Origin of the sequence: Streptosporangium sandarakinum, from assembly GCF_050942225.1 — a bacterium.
In the GTDB taxonomy this organism is placed as follows: domain Bacteria; phylum Actinomycetota; class Actinomycetes; order Streptosporangiales; family Streptosporangiaceae; genus Streptosporangium; species Streptosporangium nondiastaticum.
The window spans coordinates 3701497-3721598 of record NZ_CP192034.1 but is presented as its reverse complement, the minus strand read 5'-3'; the positions used below and the strand labels follow the sequence as shown (position 1 = coordinate 3721598).

The following is a 20102-nucleotide window of genomic DNA, read 5'->3' as shown; positions in this document are numbered from 1 at the left end:
CGCGTCAGTCGGCCAGCGCGAAACCGGCCGCCGCCTCCGCGTGCAGCCGGGCGCTCGGCAGCAGCGGGACGGCGGCGTCCTTCTCGGTGATCAGGAGCTCGATCTCCGTGCAGCCGAGGATGACGCCTTCGGCCCCGTCGGCTGCGAGATCGGCGACGACCTGGGCGTACGCGTCCCTGGACGGTTCCCGGAGCACCCCGCGCACCAGCTCGTCGAAGATCACGCGATGGACCAGTTCCCGCTGCTCACGCCGCGGGACGACCACGTCGAAGCCGTGGGCGGCCAGCCGGTCCCGGTAGAAGGGCTGCTCCATGGTGAAGCGGGTGCCCAGCAGACCGACCTTGCGCATCCCCCTGGCGCGGACCTCCGTGCCCACGGCGTCGGCGATATGCAGCACGGGCACGCTCGCGGCCCGCGCCACGTCGTCGCTCACCCGGCTGAAGGTGTTGCTGCAGACGAGCAGGACCTCGGCGCCGAGATCCTCCAGTTTCCGGCCGGCGTCGGTCAGCAGGGTGCTCACCTCGTCCCAGCGGCCGGCGAAGACGAGGTCCTCGACGGTCGTGTAGTCGACCGACCAGATGAGGCTGTTGGCGGAATGGCTGCCGCCGAGTCGTTCGCGTACCCGCCGGTTGATGACCTGGTAGTAGATCACCGTTGATTCCCAGCTCAGTCCGCCGATGAGACCGATGGCGCGCATGGAACTCCGTTTCTGTGGTCTGCGCCGGCACACCGATCGGTGCCGGCCGTGATGACGGTGCCGCCACCGGCCCGGCGGTGCGTCGGCAGGGACTTTCCCGACCCGCTCGGTCCTTGGGCGGCGCGCCGGCGGTCAGGCGCCGGCCAGCGCGCGGGCGCAGGCACCGAGCCCGATCTCGCTGGAGGCTTTGACGAACACCACGTCTCCCGGTTCGAGAAGCGCGGTGGCCAGTTTGAGGGCCTGGGCCGCGTCTTCGGCGGTGTGGACGGCCACACCCAGGTTCGGGAACTTCGCGGCTTCCGCCATCGCGAGCGGGTCTCCTGTTCCGACCGTGATCAGCACGTCGAAGCGAAGGTCGGCGACGAGCCAGCCGATCTCGGCGTGCCGGGCGCGGGAGGTGTCCGCCTGCTGCCCCATCGCGCCGAGTACGGCGATGGTACGGCGGGTGCCGGCCAGGGCCTTCGCCGCCCGTAGTCCGGCCCGCATGGATTCGGGGCTGGCGTTGTAGGCGTCGTTGACGATGGTGATGCCGTCAGGGCGTTCGGCGATCTCCAGCCGGCCCGCGGAGCGCCGCCGTGCGGCGTTCAGCCCGTCGGCGATCTCGGTGGCGTCCAGGCCGAGTGCGGTGGCGACGGCGGCGGCGGCCAGGGCGTTGCTCACCTGGTGCTCGCCTATGAGGTCGAGTTCGACCGGGGCGCGGCCGGAGGGCGTCACCAGGTCGAATGCCGTTCGCGCCCGGTCGCCCATCCGCACGTCTTCGGCTCGCACCCGCGCCTGCGGTGACCTGCCGTACAACAGGATCTGGGCTCTGGTGCGACCGGCCATGCCCAGGACGTACGGGTCGTCGGCGTTGAGCAGGGCGAGCCCGTCCGCCGGAAGTGCCTCGACCAGCTCGCCCTTGGCCTCGGCCACGTCGGCCGGCCCGGTTCCCATGCGCTCCAGGTGTGCGGTGCCGACGTTGAGCACCAGCCCGACCTGGGGCGGTGCGATCCCGGTCAGATATGTCAGGTCGCCCTTTCGGCCTGCGCCCATTTCCAGCACCAGGTATCGGGTGGCGGCATCGGCGCGCAGCACGGTGAGTGGCAGGCCGAGCTCGTTGTTGAACGATCTGTCGGTGGCGACCGTCGCGGCGTGTCTTTCGAGTATCTGGGCCAGCAGGTCCTTGGTCGTTGTCTTGCCCACGGAGCCGGTCAGGCCGATCACGGTCGGGCTGATGTGTTCGAGCAGGTGCCTGGCCAGCAGGCCGAGCGCGAGCTGGACGTCCTGGACCACGAGGGCGGGCGCACCGGCGGGCCTCAGGGTCAGCGCGGCGACGGCGCCGGCTGCGATGGCGCCGGCCGCGTGGTCGTGGCCGTCAACGCGGGCGCCGACCGTCGCGGCGAACAGGCCGCCGGGCACCACCTCGCGGGAGTCGACCGCTGCGGGCGCCGTCACCAGCGCCCGCTGGTCGCGCACGTCGTACATGTTCGCGCCGACGACCTGCGCGATCTTGTTCAGCGTCATGGGGATCATGAGTCGCTCCTGGCGAACGCGAGGTCGATGAGGCGGCGCAGCAGGTCCGGGTACGGGACACCGCTGGCGGCCCAGGCCTTGGCGTAGACGGAACGGGAGGTGAAGCCGGGCATGGTGTTGATCTCCAGCACGTACAGGCGTCCCGTGTCCTCCTCGTAGAGGAAGTCGACGCGGGCCAGGCCGTAGCCGCCGATCGTCCGGAAGGCGCGCAGGGCCAGCTCCCGCACGTTTCCGGTCACCCGTTCGGGCAGCGCGGCGGGGATGACGGCGATCTCGGCCGGGCTGAGGTACTTGGCCTCGTAGTCGAGCCAGTCACCGGGCGCGGTGAGCTCGCCGGGCACCGAGGCATCGGGCGTGTCATGGCCGCCGAGCACGCCGCAGATGAGCTCGCGCGCGGTCACGCCCTGCTCGACGATGACCACCCGGTCGTAGGCCAGGGCCAGTTCCACGCCCGCGCGCAGCTCATCCATGGAGGTGACACGTGAGATGCCGATGGAGGAGCCCATACTGGCTGGTTTGACGTACATCGGCCAGTCGAGCGGCTTCACCAGTCCCCGGTGGTCGGTGGTGGTGCGCCATTCGTGGCCGGTGAACCACACATGTGGGGTGATCGGAATGTCCTCTGCCATGAATGCGCGCCGCATCGCGACCTTGTTCATGGCCACGGCCGATGCCAGGACGCCGCAGCCCACGTACGGGATGCCCAGCGTCTCCAGGTGCCCCTGGAGGACGCCGTCCTCGCCGAACGGCCCGTGCAGCACGGGGAAGACCACGTCCGCCAGGTCGCGTCGCAGCTGCATCGGCCACCTGCCCTGCCGGTCGATGATGACGGCGAAGGGCTCGTACAGATCCCTCGGCAGAGCATCGAGCACGGCCCGCGCCGACTGCAGCGACACCTCATGCTCGGCGGACGGTCCACCCGCCAGCACTGCCACGCGGATGCGTTCGGTCACGGTCGATCAGCCTTTCTTCGGTGGTACGGAGACGGCCGGACCCGCCGCTGGGGAACAGGCGCCGGTCGACCCCATTCACTGTCGGCCGACCGTGTCCCCGCCTCGTCCGCGCCGTGTCATGGTCGTGTCACGGTCGCGGCGGCCGTCGTCATCTCGACTCGATGAGCCTGGTGATCTTCAGGGTGCGGTCGGTGAGCCCGGTGAGGTCCTCGGCGGGCAAGCGCGTCCGCTCCCGGGGCCGGGGTGCCGGCTCCCCCGGCCCCGGGTTCTCCGGGTTCTCCGGTGGCGGGGCGGGCGTGGCTCGGCGAGATTGTCGGTGCCGCGTCCTACCATGAGCCGTCTCACGGGAAGGGACGCTGCATCGATGCCGGAGCCGCTGAATTCGCCGACAGTGCCGTTGCTGGTCACCACCGATCTGCCGCCGGATACCGACCTGGCGGAGTTCGGCCGCGTCGTGGCCGACGCGGTGCGCACCCTCACCTGCGAGGAGGGGGTCTCACATGAGGGGTTCCTGCGGGGTGGGGTGTTCTGGCTGGATCCGCCGCGTCCTGGCGGCCCGGGTGCGGCGCCGGTCGCGGCCGGTGAGCTGCGGTTCGCGGCGCTGATCGGTCATCTGTCGGTGCCGGGGATGCGGGCGACGGCGCGGGAGGTGGCCGCCCGCGCCCGGAAGGTGATCACGCGGGCGGTGGCGGCGCGTTACGGTGACCTGGGCAGTCCGGCGGCGGTGCTGGCGATCCGCGCCGAGGATGTGGGTGAGCGCACTCCCCCGTCGGCGGTCGTGGTCGCCACGGGCGGCGCGGCGGCCGAACCGGCCGTGACCGAACCGGCCGTGGCCGTTCGGGCCTACGCCTGACGCCTCCCGGAGTCCGGGTGGCCGGGCCGTGCGGGAAAGCACCCGAGGCGGTCAGGACGGTGCGGGGCCGAGTCAGTCGAGGGAGTCGACGAAGCGCTCGGCGTCGGCCTCGTCCATGCCGGTCTCTCCCCTGACGAGGAACACCGCCTGCTCGGCGCGGCCGGCGGCCTTGAGGTGGCGGACGCGGGTGGCCAGGTCGGCCGCGGGCTGCGGAGCGGCGATCGGGCCGGGCGCGGCGGGGCCGGGGTGGAGGGGGGCGCGGTACGGCGGGCGCCCCGCGGCGAGGTCGTCGGTGTAGCGTTTGGCGTCGGCCAGGCCGAGACCGGTCTGCTCGCGGACGAGTTTGACGGCCTGGATGGTCTTGCCCGCGGTGATCAGGCTGGTGGCCTGGCGGTGCAGTTCGGCGGGGTCGAGCCGCGGCCGGGGGGCCGATGTGACGGAGCCGCGGTTGGCCCGGCGGATCACCCCGATGAGGAGCGCGGCCGGTATCGCGAGCAGCGCGACCAAGATGATCAGTTCGGTGGGCCCGAGGTTCGCCATGGCGTGATCGTACGCCCGGCGCCGGGACGGCGCGGCGGACACCGCGGACACCGGGGTGCGCCGCTCCGATCCCCCCGGCCCGCGGTCCCCCTCCCCCGCTTCCTCCCGGCGGGGGCGAGGAAGAGACTGTGGCCGGGGGCCGCAGGGGAAGGCGGGTTCTCCTGCCCGCCGGGGCCTTCTCCGGCGGGCCTTTGCCGGGGTGCGGCCGCCGGTGGGCGAAGGCGGAGGCGGTTGTCGGCGCCGGCCGGTACGGTCAGTGGTGATCGAGGAAGGGTGCCTGCGAAGACCATGCGGCCAGCGGAGCTGAATCGTCTCACCGTGCAAGAGTCGGCCGATCGGTATGTGGAGCTGATCCGGGCCAAGACGTCGACGGGTGCGCTGTCACCGTCGACGGCGGAGGTGTACGCGCGCGACGTCGTCACGTTCGTGCGCCTGGCCGGTGAGGAGGCGGTGCTGGACGACCTGACGGGTGAGGACGTCGACGCGGTGCTTCTGGCCTTCGCCCGCAAACCCGACGGGCGGCGCGCCGAGCCGGACGGCCGCCTGCAGTCGGCCTCCTCCCAGGCGCGTTTCCGCCGGTCGGTGTCGGCGTTCTTCAAGCACGCGGCGCTGGCGGGCTGGGTGCAGGTCGACCCGATGACGTCGTCGACGGTGACGGCCAGGGAACGCGGGGGGCTTTCGGCGCAGCGGCGGGCCCTGACGCGTGAGCAGGCCCAGGGGCTGGTCGGCGCGGCCCGCCGGCTGGGGACGCCCGGACAGGAGACGGCCGAGCCGGCCACCGGCCAGGGAGTGCGGCGGGTGCGGCGCGACCAGCGCACCGAGATGCGTGACGCGCTGATCGTGCTGCTTCTGACCGCGGTGGGGCCGCGGGTGTCGGAGCTGGTGCGCGCCAACGTGGAGGACTTCTACACCAACGACGGCGTGCGGTACTGGCGGATCTTCGGCAAGGGCGGCAGGACGCGGGATGTGCCGCTGCCGGCCGATGTGGCGGAGGTGCTGGACGGGTATCTGACGCGGGGTCGTCCCGCGACGCCGGAGAAGGCGCTGCTGCTGTCGTGGCGGGGGCGGCGGCTGGCGCGGGGGGACGTGCAGGCGGTGATCGACCGGGTGCAGCGGTGGGTGGAGGCCGACCGGCGCCGGTCGGTGACGCCGCACGGGCTGCGCCACACCACCGCCACGCATCTTCTGGCCGACGCGGTGGACATGGACGCGGTGCGGCGGGTGCTGGGGCACAGTGACCTGGCGACGCTGGGCCGCTACCGCGATGAGCTGCCCGGGGAGCTGGAGGTGGCGATGCGGTCCCATCCACTGCTGCGCCCGGCGCGCCGCGGCGCGCCGGAAGTCCCGCCGTCCGCTGTTCCGCTCCCCCCGGAGGTAGGTGGGTCAGGCCAGCAGTTCCCCGACGAGGTCGCGCAGTGAGCGGTCGCGGGCGCCGGTCAGGGCGCCGGCGGCGTCGCTTTCCAGCAGGGCGATGAGGGTGTGGACGATGAAGGCGGCGTCGGTTCCGGGGCGGGCCTGGGCGACGAGGCCGGTGAGGTGGTGCAGCGTCTGGTGGGTGAGCCCGGCGGGGCGGCGCGGATTCCCGGGTGGTCCGGGGTGGTGGGGGCGCGGGTGGGCGCGGTCCAGCAGCAGGGCGGCGATGCGTTCGGCGGGTCCGGCGGCCGGGGCGGCGGGCCCGGGGCCAGGGCGGCCGGGGCCGGGTGGTGGAAGGGATGTGGCGGTGTGGTCGTTCATCGCTTCTCCCCTCTGGGGCGTGCCCAGCGGTATAGGCCCATGATTTTACTGTTCTCCCCCGTTTTCGTCGCCGGGGGCGGCCGTGTGACGAGCCCGCCGATGTCACCGGGCGTCACCCGGGGGCGGTCCGGTGCGGCCGTGCCTCGCGGGGGAGGCCGCCGCGGGTGCCGGGGCGAAAAGCCGCAAGGGGGGTTCGCCGGGTCACAGTCCCAGGGCGGCCCGGGTCAGCGCCCGGCACCGGGCCGGGTCGGTGAGCACCTCGGCCGAGGCGGTGAGCTGGTCGATCGACCCGCCGGGCGGCAGTGCCCGTACCCGCGGGTCGGTGATCGCTGCGGTGAACGTCTCAGCGAGCCCTTCGGCCTCCTCCGCCGGTGAGCGCCGCCCGGCCGTCGTCGCGGTGCCGGTGGTCGTCGCGGTGCCGGGCGGCGCGGCTGGTGAGCGTTCGCGCAGGGCCGCCACCTGACGCCAGGCCCGCCGCAGGTGGTCCTGGCGCAGGGACCGGTCTCCGGCGGCCAGTGCCGCCGCCAGCGCGTCGGCGGTCTCGGCCGCGCCCGGCAGCCGGGCGAACGCGCTGCCCAGCCACCTGTCGTACGGGGGCCAGCGCCGCCGCGTCAGCAGTGCCAGGCGCATCAGGTCGCGGGCCAGGCCCGCGGTGAGCGCCGCCGCTCCCAGCTCGTCGCCGACCTCCGAGCAGCGGGCGGCGTGGCCGTACCCCGCGGCCAGGCGCCGCCACTGGGCGGCCAGCACGTAACGCTCCACGTCGGGCGGGTACCGGCGCAGCGCCTGGCGGGCGCGGCCCAGCAGGCCGGCGTCGTCGTGGAAGACCTCCCCGCCGCAGGTGCCGGCCAGCCGCTGCCAGGGAACGGCCAGCCAGTCCAGCAGCCCGATCGGCCGCAGCGGATCGAAGCCGAGCCGCGCCACGAGCCAGGCCCCCGTCTCGGCGACCTCCACACCGCCGGCGCCGAGGATGACGGGGCGGCCGCCGTAGGAGGGCGGCAGGGCGCGGCGCAGCGTGGCGCGCACCGCTTCGCTCCGGCCGGGGCCGGTGAGCACCACCAGCCGGACTCCGTGCCGCGGGCCGGCCGAGGCGGGGGTGTCGAAGGACAGGACCTCCGAACCCTCCCCCAGCAGGGCCGCGGCGTGCGGCACGCCCGCCAGCGCGGGGCCGGCGACCTGCTCGTAGAAGCCACGGGAAAGCGGTAACCCGGGAACGAAATCGAACATCATTTCGTCTACTCTGCCGTTTCGCGGTGCCGTCCGCACCGGGTTTTCCCCCGCGGCTCCGCGGCCGGGTCAGCCGCCGGTCAGGGGCGAGGCGGCCACCGTACGGCGTCGCAGGCCGAGCCGCTCGTAGACGCCGATGGCGGTCGGGTTGTCGCTGTCGACCATCAGCGCGCCTCGGCCGCAGGCGGCGACCAGTTCCGCCAGGACGAACCGGCACACCCGTTCGGCGTGGCCGCGGCCGCGGTGCGCCGGGGCGGTGGCCACACCGGCGACGAATCCCACCTGCGGGCAGGACCAGGCGTCGGCGGCGGTGGCGATCAGGCGGCCCGAGCCGTCCCGCAGGCCCGCCCAGCGGCGGACCCCGGCGACGCCGGGCCTGGCCCACGCCGACGGTGAGGCCTCCTGAAGCAGCGCGGCGACCTCGGCGTCGGCGTCGTCCAGCCACCGCACCCCACCGTCACCGTCACCGTCGCCGGTGGCGGGCGGGGGCGGCCGGTCGGTGTCCATCCACTCGAAACCCACCGGCTCCACCCCCAGAAGGCGCGCCAGCTCCTCCATCAGCGGCCACTCGCCCAGCAGCCGCCACTGCGGCCCCAGCCACGGGGCCAGCGACCGCACCAGGGCAGCGACCTGCGGCGCGGGGCCCCGCACCGCCATCCGGTCGCGCCGGTTGAGGTCCGGGCAGGCCACCGCCAGCGCCTGGCCGCACGTCCAGGCCCGCACCCCGGCCGCGCACCCTGGGCCGCCCACAGCAGCAGCGCGTCGGAACCGCAGGCGCCGACGACGTCGGCGGCGCGGGTCAGCTCGGTGACGGCGCCGATCGTCTCACCGGTCGCCTCACCGGCCGCGGTCACAGGATCGCGCCGGGCCGGTAGGCGGCGGCCTGCGGGTGACGCGCGACGATCTCCTCGATCCGGCCGACGACCGAGCCGACCTGCTCGGCGGCGGCGCCGGTGAACGCGATCCGCTCGGCCAGCAGCTCCCGCAGCCGCGGCGCGTCCAGCGGGAAACGCTCATCGGCGCCCAGGCGCTCCAGCAGCTCGTTGGCGCCGCCCTGCTCACGCATGGCCAGCGCCGACGCCACCGCGTGCTCCTTGATCACCTCATGGGCGCTCTCACGGCCCATCCCGGCCCGCACCGCCGCCATCAGCATCCTGGTCGTCGCCAGGAACGGCAGGTAGCGGTCGAGCTCGGCGGCGATGACCGCCTCGAACGCGCCGAACTCCCCCAGCACCGTCAGCATCGTCTCGGCCAGGCCGTCGAACGCGAAGAACGCGTCCGGCAGCGCCACCCGCCGCACCACCGAGCAGGACACGTCCCCCTCGTTCCACTGGTCGCCGGCCAGCTCGGCGGCCATGGAGGCGTATCCCCGCAGAACGACGGTCAGGCCGTTGACGCGTTCGCAGGAACGGGTGTTCATCTTGTGCGGCATCGCCGAGGAGCCCACCTGCCCCGGCACGAAACCCTCGGTGACCAGCTCGTGCCCGGCCATCAGCCGGATCGTCCTGGCCAGTGAGGACGGCGCGGCGGCCAGCTGCACCAGCGCGGTGAGCACCTCGTAGTCCAGGGAACGCGGATACACCTGCCCCACGCTCGCGAAGCGGCGCGAGAACCCCAGATGGGAGGCGACGGCCTCCTCCAGCAGCGCCAGCTTCTCCCGGTCGCCGCCCAGAAGGTCCAGCATGTCCTGGGCGGTGCCGACCGGGCCCTTGACGCCCCGCAGCGGGTAGCGGCCGATCAGCTCCTCCAGCCGGTCGAACGCCACCAGCAGCTCCTCGGCCGCCGAGGCGAACCGCTTGCCCAGCGTGGTGGCCTGCGCGGCGACGTTGTGGGAGCGGCCCGCCATCACCGTCTCCGCGTGCTCGGCGGCCCGCGCCGCCAGCGCCGCCAGCAGCGCCACACAGCGGTCACGCACCAGGAGCAGGCTGTCGCGGATCTGCAGCTGCTCGACGTTCTCGGTCAGGTCACGGGAGGTCATGCCCTTGTGGACGTGCTCGTGCCCGGCCAGGGCGTTGAACTCCTCGATACGGGCCTTGACGTCGTGGCGGGTCAGCCGCTCACGGGCGGCGATGGAGTCCAGGTCCACCCGCTCGGCGACCTTCTCGTAGTCGGCCACGACACCGGGCGGCACCGCGACGCCGAGGCGGGCCTGCGCCGACAGCACCGCCAGCCACAGGCGCCGTTCGGCCACCACCTTGTACTCGGGAGACCACAGCCGCACCAACTGCGGCGAGGCGTAACGGGCGGCCAGGACATCGGGAATGGGCGGCTTCGCAGTCACGATGCCTCAGTGTATTGGCCCCCGCCACACCGCCCGGCGGCTCCCCCACCCTTCACGCCCGCCCGCCGCCGCGCCGCCCGCTCACCGCGTGAAACACCGCGCGCCGCCGCACCCCCCTTTCACAGGGGGTGCGGCGGCGCGCGGCGAGGAGAGCCTCAGAGAGGGGGCCCTGGGAAAGCTCAGCCCTCCCGGGTGGCCGGCTGCAGATCCGCGGCGTCGTAGACCTTCAGCTCACGGCCGCCGTCACCGCCGCCGCGGCGGCGGCGCAGCCGCTCCTTGGCCCCTTCCAGCATCACGTACAGCGTCGGCACCAGGACCAGCGTCAGGATCGTCGACGACACCAGCCCGCCGATCACGACGATCGCCAGCGGCTGGGAGATGAACCCGCCCGACCCGGTCAGGCCCAGCGCCATCGGCACCAGCGCGAACACCGTCGCCACCGCCGTCATCAGGATCGGCCGCAACCTGCGCCGGCCGCCCTCGACGACCGCCTCCGTGACGCCCATGCCCTGGGCGCGGTACTGGTTGATCAGGTCGATCAGCACGATCGCGTTGGTCACCACGATGCCGATCAGCATCAGCATGCCGATCAACGCCGGCACCCCCATCGGCGTGCCGGTGGCCACCAGCAGCCCGATCGCGCCGGTCGCGGCGAACGGCACCGACACCAGCAGGATCAGCGGCTGGGCGAAACTCCGGAACGTCGCCACCATGATCATGAAGACGATCGCGATCGCCGCGAGCATCGCCAGGCCCAGCTGCCCGAACGCCTCCTCCTGGTCGGCGCTGACGCCGCCCAGGCTCCACTGCGCGCCCGCCGGCAGCGTCAGCTTCTCCAGCCGCTCGTTCAGCGCCGCCGTCACCGCGCCGACGTCCTGGCCGGTAGCCGTGCCCGACACCGTGGCGCTGCGCCTGGAGTCGATCCGGGTGACCTGCGTCGGCCCGGCGGCCCGCACCACCTCGGCCACGTCCGACAGCTTCACCACGCCCGCGGCCGACGGCAGCTTCAGCGCACCGATCTCCTTGAGGTCCTCCGGGGCGTCCCCGGAGCGCAGGATCACATCCTCGCTGCGGCCCTCCACCGTGACCTGGCCCATCGGCGCGCCGCGGAACCGCTGCGCCACCAGCTGGCCGATCTGCGTCTCACTCAGCCCGCGCGCCGCGGCCTTCTTGCGGTCCACCCGCACCTCGACGCGCTCACCGCCGGCCTGCAGGTTGGAGGAGACGTCCCGCAGCTGCGGCAGGTCCGCCATGGCCTTGCGGACCTGCTCGGCCGCGGCCCGCAGCGTCTCGGTGTCGGGCGCCTGCACGATCACCTTCAGCTGGTCCGCCGAGCCGCCCATGCCGCCCTGCGAGGCGCCGACCGTGACGTCCCCGACGCCGCCGAGCCCGGCCAGCCGCCGCCGCAGCGTCTCCTGCACCGCCTCGGCGTCGGCGTCCTCGCGCAGCGTCACCGAGTAGGAGGCGCTGTCGCCCGAGCCGCCGGAACCGCCCAGGAAACCACCGCCGGCGCCGACCGTCACCTGGTACGACGCCACCTGCGGCAGGGAGGTGATGACCTTCTCCACCTTCTTGGCCGCCGCGTCGGTGGTGGCCAGGTCGGTACCGGCCGGCATCTTCTGGCTCACCGACACCGCGTCGCCGCCCGAGGCGCTCAGGAAGTTCGTCTCCAGCCGCCCCGCGAGGCCCATCGTGAGGGCGAACACCACCACACCCACCGCCAGGGTGATGAGGCGGTGCCGGGTGGCGAACCGCAGCACCGGCAGGTAGGCCCGCTGCAACGGGCTGCGCAGCTCCTTGGCCTCGGCCTCCTCCCGCAGCTGCCGCATCCGCTGCGGATCGGCCTTCGGCGTCTTGAGGAACCAGTAGGCCAGCACCGGCACCGCCGTCAGCGACACCAGCAGCGACGCCAGCAGCGCCACCGTGACCGTCACCGCGAACGGCGCGAACAGCTGCCCCACCATGCCGCCGACCACCGCGATCGGCACGAACACCGCGACCGTCGTCAGCGTCGAGGCCGTCACCGCGCCGCTGACCTCCCGCACCGCGGCCAGCACCGCCTCACCCTTGGGCTCGCCGTACTCCAGGTGCCGCTTGATGTTCTCCAGCACCACGATCGAGTCGTCCACCACCCGGCCGACCGCGATCGTCAACGCGCCCAGCGTCAGCAGGTTCAGCGAGTAGTCCCCCAGCCACAGCGCGATCAGCGCGATCACCACCGACAGCGGGATCGACACCGCCGTCACCAGCGTCGAGCGCACCGACAGCAGGAACACCAGGATCACCACGACGGCGAACGCCAGGCCCAAAAGGCCCTCGGTCGTCAGGTCCTCGATCGAGCGCTCCACGTAGGGGGCCTGGTCGAACACCACCGTGATCGCCGAGGCGTCACCGACCGCGCGGACCAGCTCCGGGATCTTCTCCCGCACCGCGTGCGAGATCGCCACCGCGTTGCCGTCGGGCGTCATCGTGACCGACACCCCCAGGCTCGGCTCGCCGCCGGTGCGCGTCAGCGACGTCGCCGACGCGAGCGCCGTCTCCACCGTCGCCACATCCCCCAGCCGGACCGGCTGGGGCCGGGGCGGCGCCGCCACCGCACCCCGCGCCCCCTGCGCGCCGCTCTGAGCACCCTGGGCGCCCGGGGGGACGGCCGTACGGCCCTGCGACTGCGCCTGCTGCGGCGCGGCCGCCGCGGCCGGCGCCAGATACAGGTTCCGCAGATCCTCGATCGAGGAGATCCGCCGGCCCACCTGCACCGTCAGCGACCTGCCGTCGGCCACCAGGCTGCCCGCCGGGATCGGCTGGCCGTTGGCCCGCAGCGCGTCGGCGATCGCGGTCACCGCGATCCCCCGCACCGCCAGCTTCACCGGATCGGGGGTGATGACCACCGTCTCCTTGCGCGTGCCGGTCACCGTCGCCTGCCGCACCCCGGCGATGCCCTGCAGCTGCGGCACCACCAGCCGCTCCAGCCTCTCGGCCATCACCTGCTCGTCCCCGCCGGTGCCCACCGCCAGCGTCATCACCGGGATGTCGTCGGTGCCGCCGGAAAGGACCTGCGGATCGACGCCCTCCGGCAGCCGCGCCGAGATCCGCGACAGCGCCTGCTGCATCTTGGCGACCGAGTCGTCGATGTCGGTGCCGTAGGCGAACGCCACCTGCACCTGCGCCGACCCCTCCCGCGAGGTCGACGTCACCTCCTCCACCCCGGCCAGGCCCTGGAAGGCGTCCTCGATGGGCGCGGTGACCTGCTCCTCCACGATCTCCGGGGACGCCCCCGGATAGGAGGCGAACACGAACGCCCCGGGAAACGACAACGACGGCAGCAACTGCTGCTTCAACGACGGGATCGCGAAAGCGCCGAACGCGCTCAACACGACCGCGATCAGGATCACGAGGCTGCGGTTGGCGAGGCTCAACCTGGCCAGGGCGGTCATGGGGGCCGACTCCTAGGGGACGTCACAGGGAATTCCGCCCCACACTAACACTTAGCCTCAGGCGAATATTCAGTCACATCCGATGTTCCTGATAACCTTCTCAGGAAGCGAGAGGTGCACGTGAACGACGAACGCGACCAGCTGATCGACCGCATCAGCACCACCCAGCGCGACCTGGGCCGCCTGATCACCCGGCACCACCACTCCCCCCTGTTCGACTCCAACCTCACGATGCGCCAGCTGAAGGTCGTCCTGCTCCTGTCCTGCCAGGACTCCGCCTCCGGCCAGGACCTCGCCCACCACCTCGGCGTCGGCCTGGCCACCGTCACCGGCATCGTCGACCGCCTCGTCGCCCACGGCCTGGTCACCCGCCGCGAAGACCCCCACGACCGCCGCGTGCGCCGCATCCAGCTCACCCCCCGCGGCCGCGCCCTCACCGAGCAGATCTCCGACGCGGGCCTCGCCGACTTCCGCCGCCTCCTGCAACGCCTGGACACCCCCACCCTCCACGACCTGGCCGCCGTCCTGGCCAAACTCCACACCGCCGCCGGCGCCCTGGCCACCGGCCACTGACCCCCGCCCCGGCCCGGCCCTTCCGCCGCCTCACCCCCGGCCCCCGCCGCACCGCCACCGCCCCGTCCAGACCGCCACCCGAAAGACGACCATGCCCGCCTACCTGGACACCCTCTTCTCCCTCACCGGCCGCACCGCCCTCGTCACCGGCGCCTCCTCCGGCATAGGCCACGCCATCGCCGAAGCCCTCGGCCGCGCCGGCGCCTCCCTCGTCATCACCGCCCGCCGCCCCGGCCCCCTCACCCAGGCCGCCGAACGCCTCACCACCCTCGGCATCCCCACCACCGCGATCCCCGCCGACCTCGCCGACCCCTCCGCCATCGACGACCTGTGCCGGCAGGCCACCGCCTCCCTCGGCGACATCGACATCCTCGTCAACAACGCCGCCAACAACATCCGCCGCCCCCTCGACGACCTCACCGCCCACGACTACGACCACACCCTCGCCGTCAACCTCACCGCCCCCTACCTCCTGGGCCGCTTCTTCGGCCCCCGCATGGCCGCCCGCGGCTGGGGCCGCATCATCAACCTCGGCTCCCAGCAGTCCCTCAGAGCCTTCGGCGACAGCGGCGCCTACGGCATCGCCAAAACCGCCGTCACCGGCCTCACCCGCTCCCAGGCCGAGGCATGGTCCCCGCACGGCGTCTGCGTCAACACCCTCATCCCCGGCTTCACCCTGACCCCCCTCACCCGCCCCGCCCAGGCGATCCCCGGCCGCGTCGAAGCCCTCGCCGCCCGCACCATGAACCGCCGCAACGCCGTCCCGGCCGACTACGCCGGCATCGCCGTCCTCCTCGCCTCCCCCGCCGGCGCCCACATCACCGGCCAGGCCATCTGCGTCGACGGCGGCTTCTCCGCGCACTGAGCCCGCGAGGGGGCGCCGGTGTCTGGACCGAGGAGTGAGCGAGCGCAGCGAGTGAACGACGAGGGAAGACACCGGGCTTGAGACCGGGCTTGAGTCCCCGAGCCGCGACGCGCCAGCGCCGCCATGAGCCCGCCTGGGGCGCCCTACCTCGTCGCTGTCTGTTCTTGGTGTTTTTTGGGATTTTCATCGGTCCGATCGGCTTTACGAAGTAGATCAATAAATGTTCCGGGCCGGGCGGACGCGCCGCCCGGCCGCCGCGAGGTGTGAGACGCCCGCTGGCGGGCAGCGGTCTCCGCGCAGCTCAGCGCCATACGGCCCCCGCCCGCCCCCACCGCCCCGCGCGGCCCCGGGCCCCGCGGGACCGTACGGCGCCGCGCCCGCCCACGGACCGAACCATCCCCCGGGCGGCCGGGACCCCCGACCCGGCCGCCCGGGGAACCGATACCAGAAAAGAGACACGGTGGCCCAGCAAGGAAGCATCGACTCACCCACCGGCCCGGACACGGCGCCCCGGACGCAATCTCCCTCCTCCCCCGCCGTCCTGCCCGTCGGCGTGGAGGAGGAGTTCTTCCTCATGGATCCCGACACCGGGCAGACCGCCCCTCGCGCCTCGGCCGTCCTGGCGACCGTACGGCCGCGCCAGCGCGAGCTCACCCAGCGGGAGTTCACCACCTGCCAGGTCGAGATCGCCTCCAACCCCCACACCGACCTCGGCCTGCTGCGCGCCGAACTGACCGACCTGCGCACCGAACTGGCCCGCGCGGCCCGCGACGCCGGATGCCGCCTGATCGCCTCCGGCTCGGCGCCGCTGGAGCACTCCGCCAGCGGCGCCCGCCTCACCGACAACCCCCGCTACAAGTGGATGGCCCACGAGTACGGCGCCATGGCCCGCGGCGAGAACTGCTGCGGCTGCCACGTCCACGTCGAGGTGCCCGACCGGGAGGAGGCCGTCCAGGTCTGCAACCACCTGCGGCCCTGGCTGCCCACCCTGCTGACGCTGACCGTCAACTCCCCCTTCACCGGCGGCGCCGACAGCCGCTACGGCAGCTGGCGGGCGATGGCCTTCTCCCGCTGGCCCAGCGCCGAGCTGCCGCCCTACTTCGAGTCGGCCGCCGACTACGCCGCCACCCTGCAGGCCCTCATCGGCTCGGGCGCCATCCTGGACGAGGGCATGGTGTACTGGCTGGCCCGCCCCTCCCACCACCTGCCCACCGTCGAGGTCCGGGTGGGCGACGTGTGCCCCACGGTGGAGGAGTCGGTCGCCTTCGCCGCCCTCGTGCGAGCCCTGGTGACGACCGTGCTGGACGACGTCCGCGCCGGAGTGCCCGCGCCCCGGCCGCACGAGCCGGTCCTGCACGCCGCCTACTGGCGGGCCGCCCGCGACGGCCTGGAGGGCCAGGGCCTGGAGCTGACCTCGGCCACCCTGGTGCCGGCCTGGCGGCTGACCGAACAGCTCCTGGAACGCGTCCGCCCCGCCCTGTCGGCCGCGGGCGACACCGACATGGTCGTGGACTACCTGTCGCGGCTGCACGAGACGGGCTCGGGGGCCGCCCGGCAGCGGGCCGCCTTCGCCGAGCGCGGCAGCTTCGCCGACGTCGTGACGGCGCTGAGCCGGCAGACCGCGCCGCTGGCCGGCTGACCCGCCTGCCGGCGCGGCGGCTCTCACCGGGGCGGCCGGGCCAGGCCGCCCCGGGGCCGGCCGGCGAGGCCGGCAGCCGTCCGCCGGGCACCACGCCCCGGCCCGCCCACCAGAACGACCGACCGGCCACCCAGGACGACACGGGCACAGAACCCGAACGGTGACACCCTTGACCCGCGACCCGGACGGCGCCACCCCCGCACCCCGTCCCTTTTGCGGCTTTTGGCCAAGGATCTCCGTACGGCCGGGACGATCTCCCGGTGGACGAGGAGAGTATGACTGATCTACTCTTCCGGTATGACGAAGCGGATCACCATCTCCCTGCCCGACGACCTCGCCGACGAGGCCCAGGGATCGGGCAACGCCTCCGGCTACATCGCCGGCGCCCTGCGCGAACAGCGCCGCATCCGCGACGGCATGGCCGCCCTGGAACGCCTCTGGGGCCCCGGCTGGGCCGACGGCATCAGCGACGCCGACCGCACCCGCGCCAGCCGCCTGTTCGACACCCCACCCGAGCAGGCCCGCCCCGCCGACACCCGCCGCCCCTCCCAGGACGTGGCGTGAACACCGGACCCGAAGGACTCACCGGCCACGTCCTCGACTACGACGCCCTCTGCCACCTCCTCGACGGCAAAAGCGACTACGGCCGGGAGATCGTCCGCCAGTCCGTCCTGCGCAACACCACCCTCCTGCTGCCCGCACTGGCCGCCCAGTGCGCCGCCGCGCTGCGCCCCGCCCAGACCGACGCGCTGCTGGCCGTACCGGTGATCACGATCGGCGCCCTCACCGCCGCCGACGTCGCCGCCACCACCCGCCTCGGCCCCGCCCTGACCGCCCCCTCCCGCAGACGCCCGCCCGGCGGCGAACTCGTCGCCGCCCTCGCCGCCACCCACGCCGTACTGCTGGCCGAATCCCGCGGCGGATGGCGCATCGTCACCCCCACCCCGCACCTGTACGACGGCGCACCCGGCGTCCGCCTGGAGATCCTCCCCTGAACACCCCCGGCAGAGCCGCGCCCCCCTCCCCTCCTCCGCCGGGCCACCCACCCCCGCGAGCCCCCCGCGAAGCCCCCGAACGGCCACCCGGCGGCCCACCGGACGCGCCCGGGAAAGAACCGCGGATGACAGGCCCCGCGAGTCACCCCTAAAGTGGAGCGCGTCAGCACCCCTCCGATCCACGCAGGTCCCCCACCGTGCCCACCGATCCCCCGGGGTTCGAGCTGCCACTGCGGCTCCTCCTCGGCTTCCGCGTCCTCATCGACGACCTGCACGCCGAACTCGCCCGCCAGGGCCACCCCGACATGCGGCCCATGCACGGCTTCGTACTGCAGGCCATCGGCCGCGGCGGCACCACCGCCGCCGACCTCGGCCGCATACTGGGCATCTCCAAGCAGGCCGCCGGCAAGACCATCGACACCCTCCAGAACCTCGGCTACGTCGAACGCGGCCACGACCCCGGCGACGCCCGCCGCAAAGTCGTCCGCCTCACCCCACGCGGCATCGACAGCCTGATCCGCTCGGCACAGATCTTCGACGAACTACGCGCCCGCTGGGCCGCCGTCATCGGAGCGGAACGGCTACGCGCCCTGGAGGCCGACCTGCGCGCCCTCACCCCCGGCGACCTCTTCCGCCTCGACGTACCAGGCTGGTTCGGCGGCCACCACTGACCACCAGGCCACCACTGACCACCAGGCCACCACTGACCACCAGGCCACCACTGACGGCCAGGCCACCGCCGATCACCAGGCCACCGCCGAGCCCGCAAGACCGCAAGACGGCCGCTCACCCCGCGACGGCCACCCCACCGGAACGGTCGGCGGCCACCCGGACCGCCACCGCCGCCAGCATCGTCCCCGTCAGATAACGCCACACCCGCGCCCACCCGGGCCGCCGGCCCAGAAACCCCGCCACCGACCCGGCCGACACCACGATCAACGCGTTCACCGACACCGCCACGGTGATCTGCACCAACCCCAGCACCAGGCTCTGCGCCGCCGCGCCACCCCGCGCCGGATCCACGAACTGCGGCAGCACCGACACGTACAGCACCGCGATCTTCGGGTTGAGGAGATTCGTCACCAACCCTCCGGAGAACAACCGCCCCGCATCCTCGGCCCGCACCACACCCTCGGCCCGCGCCGCGAACCCGCCCGGAACCACCGCGGCACCCGGCCGCACCGCCTGCCACGCCAGCCACAGCAGATAGGCCGCCCCGGCGAACTTCACCGCCGTGTACAGCCCCGGCACCACCGCGAACACCGCCGCCAGCCCCGCCACCGCCGCCAGCAGATACACCGCGAACCCCGCGGCCACCCCCGCCAGCGCGATCAGACCCGCCCGGCGGCCCTGCCCCACCGACCGCGACACCAGATGAACCATGTTCGGCCCCGGCGTCAGAACCACACCCAGCGCAACCCCCGCGGCCCCGACGACCGCACCCGTGGACACCATGACCGCATCCTCACCCCACCCCGTCACCCCGGGAAACAGCCAATCCCGCCAAGTGGCCCACCCCCGCCGCACAGACCCGGCACGGCGGTTTCACCCCCACCCCACAGTGGCAGGCTCACAACCATGGACGAGGAATGGGACCTGGTGGTCATCGGAGGCGGCCCCGCCGGATCAGCCGCAGCCCTGCAAGCCAGGCGGATCCGCCCCGACGCACGCATCCTCCTGCTGGACCGCGCGGACTTCCCCCGTGACAAGGCCTGCGGCGATGGCATCGCCGCCCACGCCCGCGACGAACTCGCCCACCTCGGCCTCGACGGCATCATCGACGACTACCGCCCCACCCCCCGGCTGGCCGTCATCTCCCCCGGCGGCGCCCGCGTCGAAGCCGCCGTCGCCCGCCCCAACCACGTCGTCCCCCGCACCGTCTTCGACGCCCGCCTCATCGACGCCGCCCGCGCCCACGACATCGAAGTCCGCCGCCACCGCGTCCGCACCCTCACCACCCGCGGCGGACTCCCCCTCATCGACGACACCATCACCGCCCGCACCGTCATCGCCGCCGACGGCGCCAACTCCACCGTCCGCCGCCTCCTCGGCCTGCCCCCCTCCCCCGACCGGCACACCGCCATCGCCGTACGCGGCTACGCCGACGTCCCCGCCGACGACGACACCCAGCTCATCGCCATGCAGAAAGACGGCTGGCCCGCCTACGCCTGGTCCTTCCCCATCGGGGACGGCACCGCCAACGTCGGCTTCGGCATGCTGCTGCCCCGCCTGCGCGCCACCGGCCTGCCCGGCCGCCAGGTACTCCACGGCCGCCTGGCCGAACTGCTGCCCCACCTGCCCGCCCGTGACCTGCGCGCCCACCACCTGCCCCTGTCCCCCGGCCGCCCCCGCCCCGGAGCCGGCCGCGTACTCCTCGCCGGCGACGCCGCCGGCCTCATCAACCCCCTCACCGGCGAAGGCATCTACTACGCCCTCGTCTCCGGCCGCCTGGCCGGCCAGGCCGCCGCCCACGCCGGCACCGACCCCCTGACCGCCTACCGCCGCGCCCTGCGCGCCACCCTCGGACGCCACCTGCGCACCACCGACGCCCTCCACCTGGCCGCCCAGTCACCCGCCTTCATCGACGCCGCCGTCACCACCGCCGCCCACCGCCCCGAGGTCTTCGACCTCCTCGTCGAGGTCGGCCTGGGCTCCGGCACCGTACCGCCGCCACTGGCCTGGGCCGTGGCCCGCCGCTGGCTGGCGGCCGCCCTCCCCCTGCCCGGACGGCGCCACCACACCCCCTGAACCCGCCCCGCCCCCGGGTACGGACCTCACACCCCGGGCCGTCCCACACCTCAC

At 73.7% G+C, this 20102-nt stretch carries 19 protein-coding genes; 9 read left to right on the top strand and 10 right to left on the bottom strand.

Annotated elements, in window-relative coordinates; translation table 11 throughout:
- Nucleotides 1-4: 4 nt before the first annotated feature.
- From ACQP10_RS17105 to ACQP10_RS17095, 3 genes are all read right to left on the bottom strand, one after another.
- On the bottom strand, nt 5-697 hold the full coding sequence (locus tag ACQP10_RS17105; RefSeq protein ID WP_399500647.1) for an aspartate/glutamate racemase family protein: 693 nt from the start codon (nt 695-697) through the stop codon (nt 5-7).
- A 132-nt stretch (nt 698-829) separates the two neighbouring features.
- Nucleotides 830-2209, bottom strand: a complete 1380-nt coding sequence (locus ACQP10_RS17100) for a UDP-N-acetylmuramoyl-tripeptide--D-alanyl-D-alanine ligase (protein ID WP_433541712.1) — start codon at nt 2207-2209, stop codon at nt 830-832.
- A complete protein-coding gene (locus tag ACQP10_RS17095) occupies nt 2206-3162 on the bottom strand; it encodes a D-alanine--D-alanine ligase family protein (protein WP_433541711.1) in 957 nt (318 codons plus the stop codon). Before ACQP10_RS17095 ends, ACQP10_RS17100 begins: the two co-directional genes overlap by 4 nt.
- A 364-nt stretch (nt 3163-3526) precedes the next feature.
- Between ACQP10_RS17095 and ACQP10_RS17090 the strand changes: the two genes are divergently transcribed.
- The gene (locus ACQP10_RS17090; protein WP_433541710.1) at nt 3527-4015 is read left to right on the top strand and encodes a hypothetical protein; all 489 of its coding nucleotides are present in this window, start codon (nt 3527-3529) and stop codon (nt 4013-4015) included.
- Nucleotides 4016-4087: 72 nt separating this feature from the next.
- On the opposite strand, the gene ACQP10_RS17085 is transcribed toward ACQP10_RS17090, so the two are convergent.
- On the bottom strand, nt 4088-4555 hold the full coding sequence (locus ACQP10_RS17085; RefSeq protein WP_433541709.1) for a hypothetical protein: 468 nt from the start codon (nt 4553-4555) through the stop codon (nt 4088-4090).
- A 288-nt stretch (nt 4556-4843) separates the two neighbouring features.
- Here ACQP10_RS17085 and ACQP10_RS17080 point away from each other — a divergent pair, with 288 nt between their 5' ends.
- Nucleotides 4844-5974 (top strand): tyrosine-type recombinase/integrase, encoded by a 1131-nt coding sequence (locus tag ACQP10_RS17080; protein ID WP_433541911.1) that lies wholly within the window; start codon nt 4844-4846, stop codon nt 5972-5974.
- On the opposite strand, the gene ACQP10_RS17075 is transcribed toward ACQP10_RS17080, so the two are convergent.
- The 5 genes from ACQP10_RS17075 to ACQP10_RS17055 form a co-directional block, all read right to left on the bottom strand.
- Nucleotides 5939-6289 carry a hypothetical protein gene (locus ACQP10_RS17075; protein ID WP_346019763.1) on the bottom strand — a complete coding sequence of 117 codons (351 nt, stop codon included), beginning with the start codon at nt 6287-6289 and terminating at the stop codon, nt 5939-5941. The two genes, ACQP10_RS17080 and ACQP10_RS17075, sit on opposite strands and share 36 nt — an antisense overlap.
- Nucleotides 6290-6490: 201 nt before the next feature.
- Complete coding sequence (locus ACQP10_RS17070) at nt 6491-7516, bottom strand: DUF4037 domain-containing protein (RefSeq protein ID WP_433541708.1); 1026 nt, start codon at nt 7514-7516, stop codon at nt 6491-6493.
- A 66-nt stretch (nt 7517-7582) separates the two neighbouring features.
- Entirely contained in the window at nt 7583-8236 is a 654-nt protein-coding gene (locus tag ACQP10_RS17065) for a GNAT family N-acetyltransferase (protein WP_433541707.1), read from the bottom strand.
- A 127-nt stretch (nt 8237-8363) separates the two neighbouring features.
- Entirely contained in the window at nt 8364-9794 is a 1431-nt protein-coding gene (gene purB, locus ACQP10_RS17060) for an adenylosuccinate lyase (RefSeq protein WP_433541706.1), read from the bottom strand.
- Nucleotides 9795-9973: 179 nt separating this feature from the next.
- A complete protein-coding gene (locus ACQP10_RS17055) occupies nt 9974-13228 on the bottom strand; it encodes an efflux RND transporter permease subunit (RefSeq protein WP_433541705.1) in 3255 nt (1084 codons plus the stop codon).
- 114 nt (nt 13229-13342) lie between these two features.
- Here ACQP10_RS17055 and ACQP10_RS17050 point away from each other — a divergent pair, with 114 nt between their 5' ends.
- From ACQP10_RS17050 to ACQP10_RS17025, 6 genes are all read left to right on the top strand, one after another.
- Nucleotides 13343-13801 carry a MarR family winged helix-turn-helix transcriptional regulator gene (locus ACQP10_RS17050; RefSeq protein ID WP_433541704.1) on the top strand — a complete coding sequence of 153 codons (459 nt, stop codon included), beginning with the start codon at nt 13343-13345 and terminating at the stop codon, nt 13799-13801.
- 91 nt (nt 13802-13892) lie between these two features.
- A complete protein-coding gene (locus ACQP10_RS17045; RefSeq protein ID WP_346019768.1) occupies nt 13893-14666 on the top strand; it encodes an SDR family NAD(P)-dependent oxidoreductase in 774 nt (257 codons plus the stop codon).
- Between the two features lie 460 nt (nt 14667-15126).
- On the top strand, nt 15127-16305 hold the full coding sequence (locus tag ACQP10_RS17040) for a carboxylate-amine ligase (protein ID WP_433541703.1): 1179 nt from the start codon (nt 15127-15129) through the stop codon (nt 16303-16305).
- Between the two features lie 297 nt (nt 16306-16602).
- Nucleotides 16603-16869, top strand: a complete 267-nt coding sequence (locus ACQP10_RS17035) for a hypothetical protein (protein WP_390001598.1) — start codon at nt 16603-16605, stop codon at nt 16867-16869.
- Nucleotides 16866-17300 (top strand): hypothetical protein, encoded by a 435-nt coding sequence (locus ACQP10_RS17030; protein WP_433541702.1) that lies wholly within the window; start codon nt 16866-16868, stop codon nt 17298-17300. Before ACQP10_RS17035 ends, ACQP10_RS17030 begins: the two co-directional genes overlap by 4 nt.
- A gap of 197 nt (nt 17301-17497) precedes the next feature.
- A complete protein-coding gene (locus ACQP10_RS17025; protein WP_179823709.1) occupies nt 17498-17971 on the top strand; it encodes a MarR family winged helix-turn-helix transcriptional regulator in 474 nt (157 codons plus the stop codon).
- A gap of 115 nt (nt 17972-18086) precedes the next feature.
- Here ACQP10_RS17025 and ACQP10_RS17020 read toward each other — a convergent pair whose 3' ends face one another.
- Complete coding sequence (locus tag ACQP10_RS17020; protein WP_433541701.1) at nt 18087-18755, bottom strand: LysE family translocator; 669 nt, start codon at nt 18753-18755, stop codon at nt 18087-18089.
- A gap of 123 nt (nt 18756-18878) precedes the next feature.
- Between ACQP10_RS17020 and ACQP10_RS17015 the strand changes: the two genes are divergently transcribed.
- The gene (locus ACQP10_RS17015) at nt 18879-20048 is read left to right on the top strand and encodes an NAD(P)/FAD-dependent oxidoreductase (protein ID WP_346019772.1); all 1170 of its coding nucleotides are present in this window, start codon (nt 18879-18881) and stop codon (nt 20046-20048) included.
- The last annotated feature ends 54 nt before the right edge of the window (nt 20049-20102 follow it).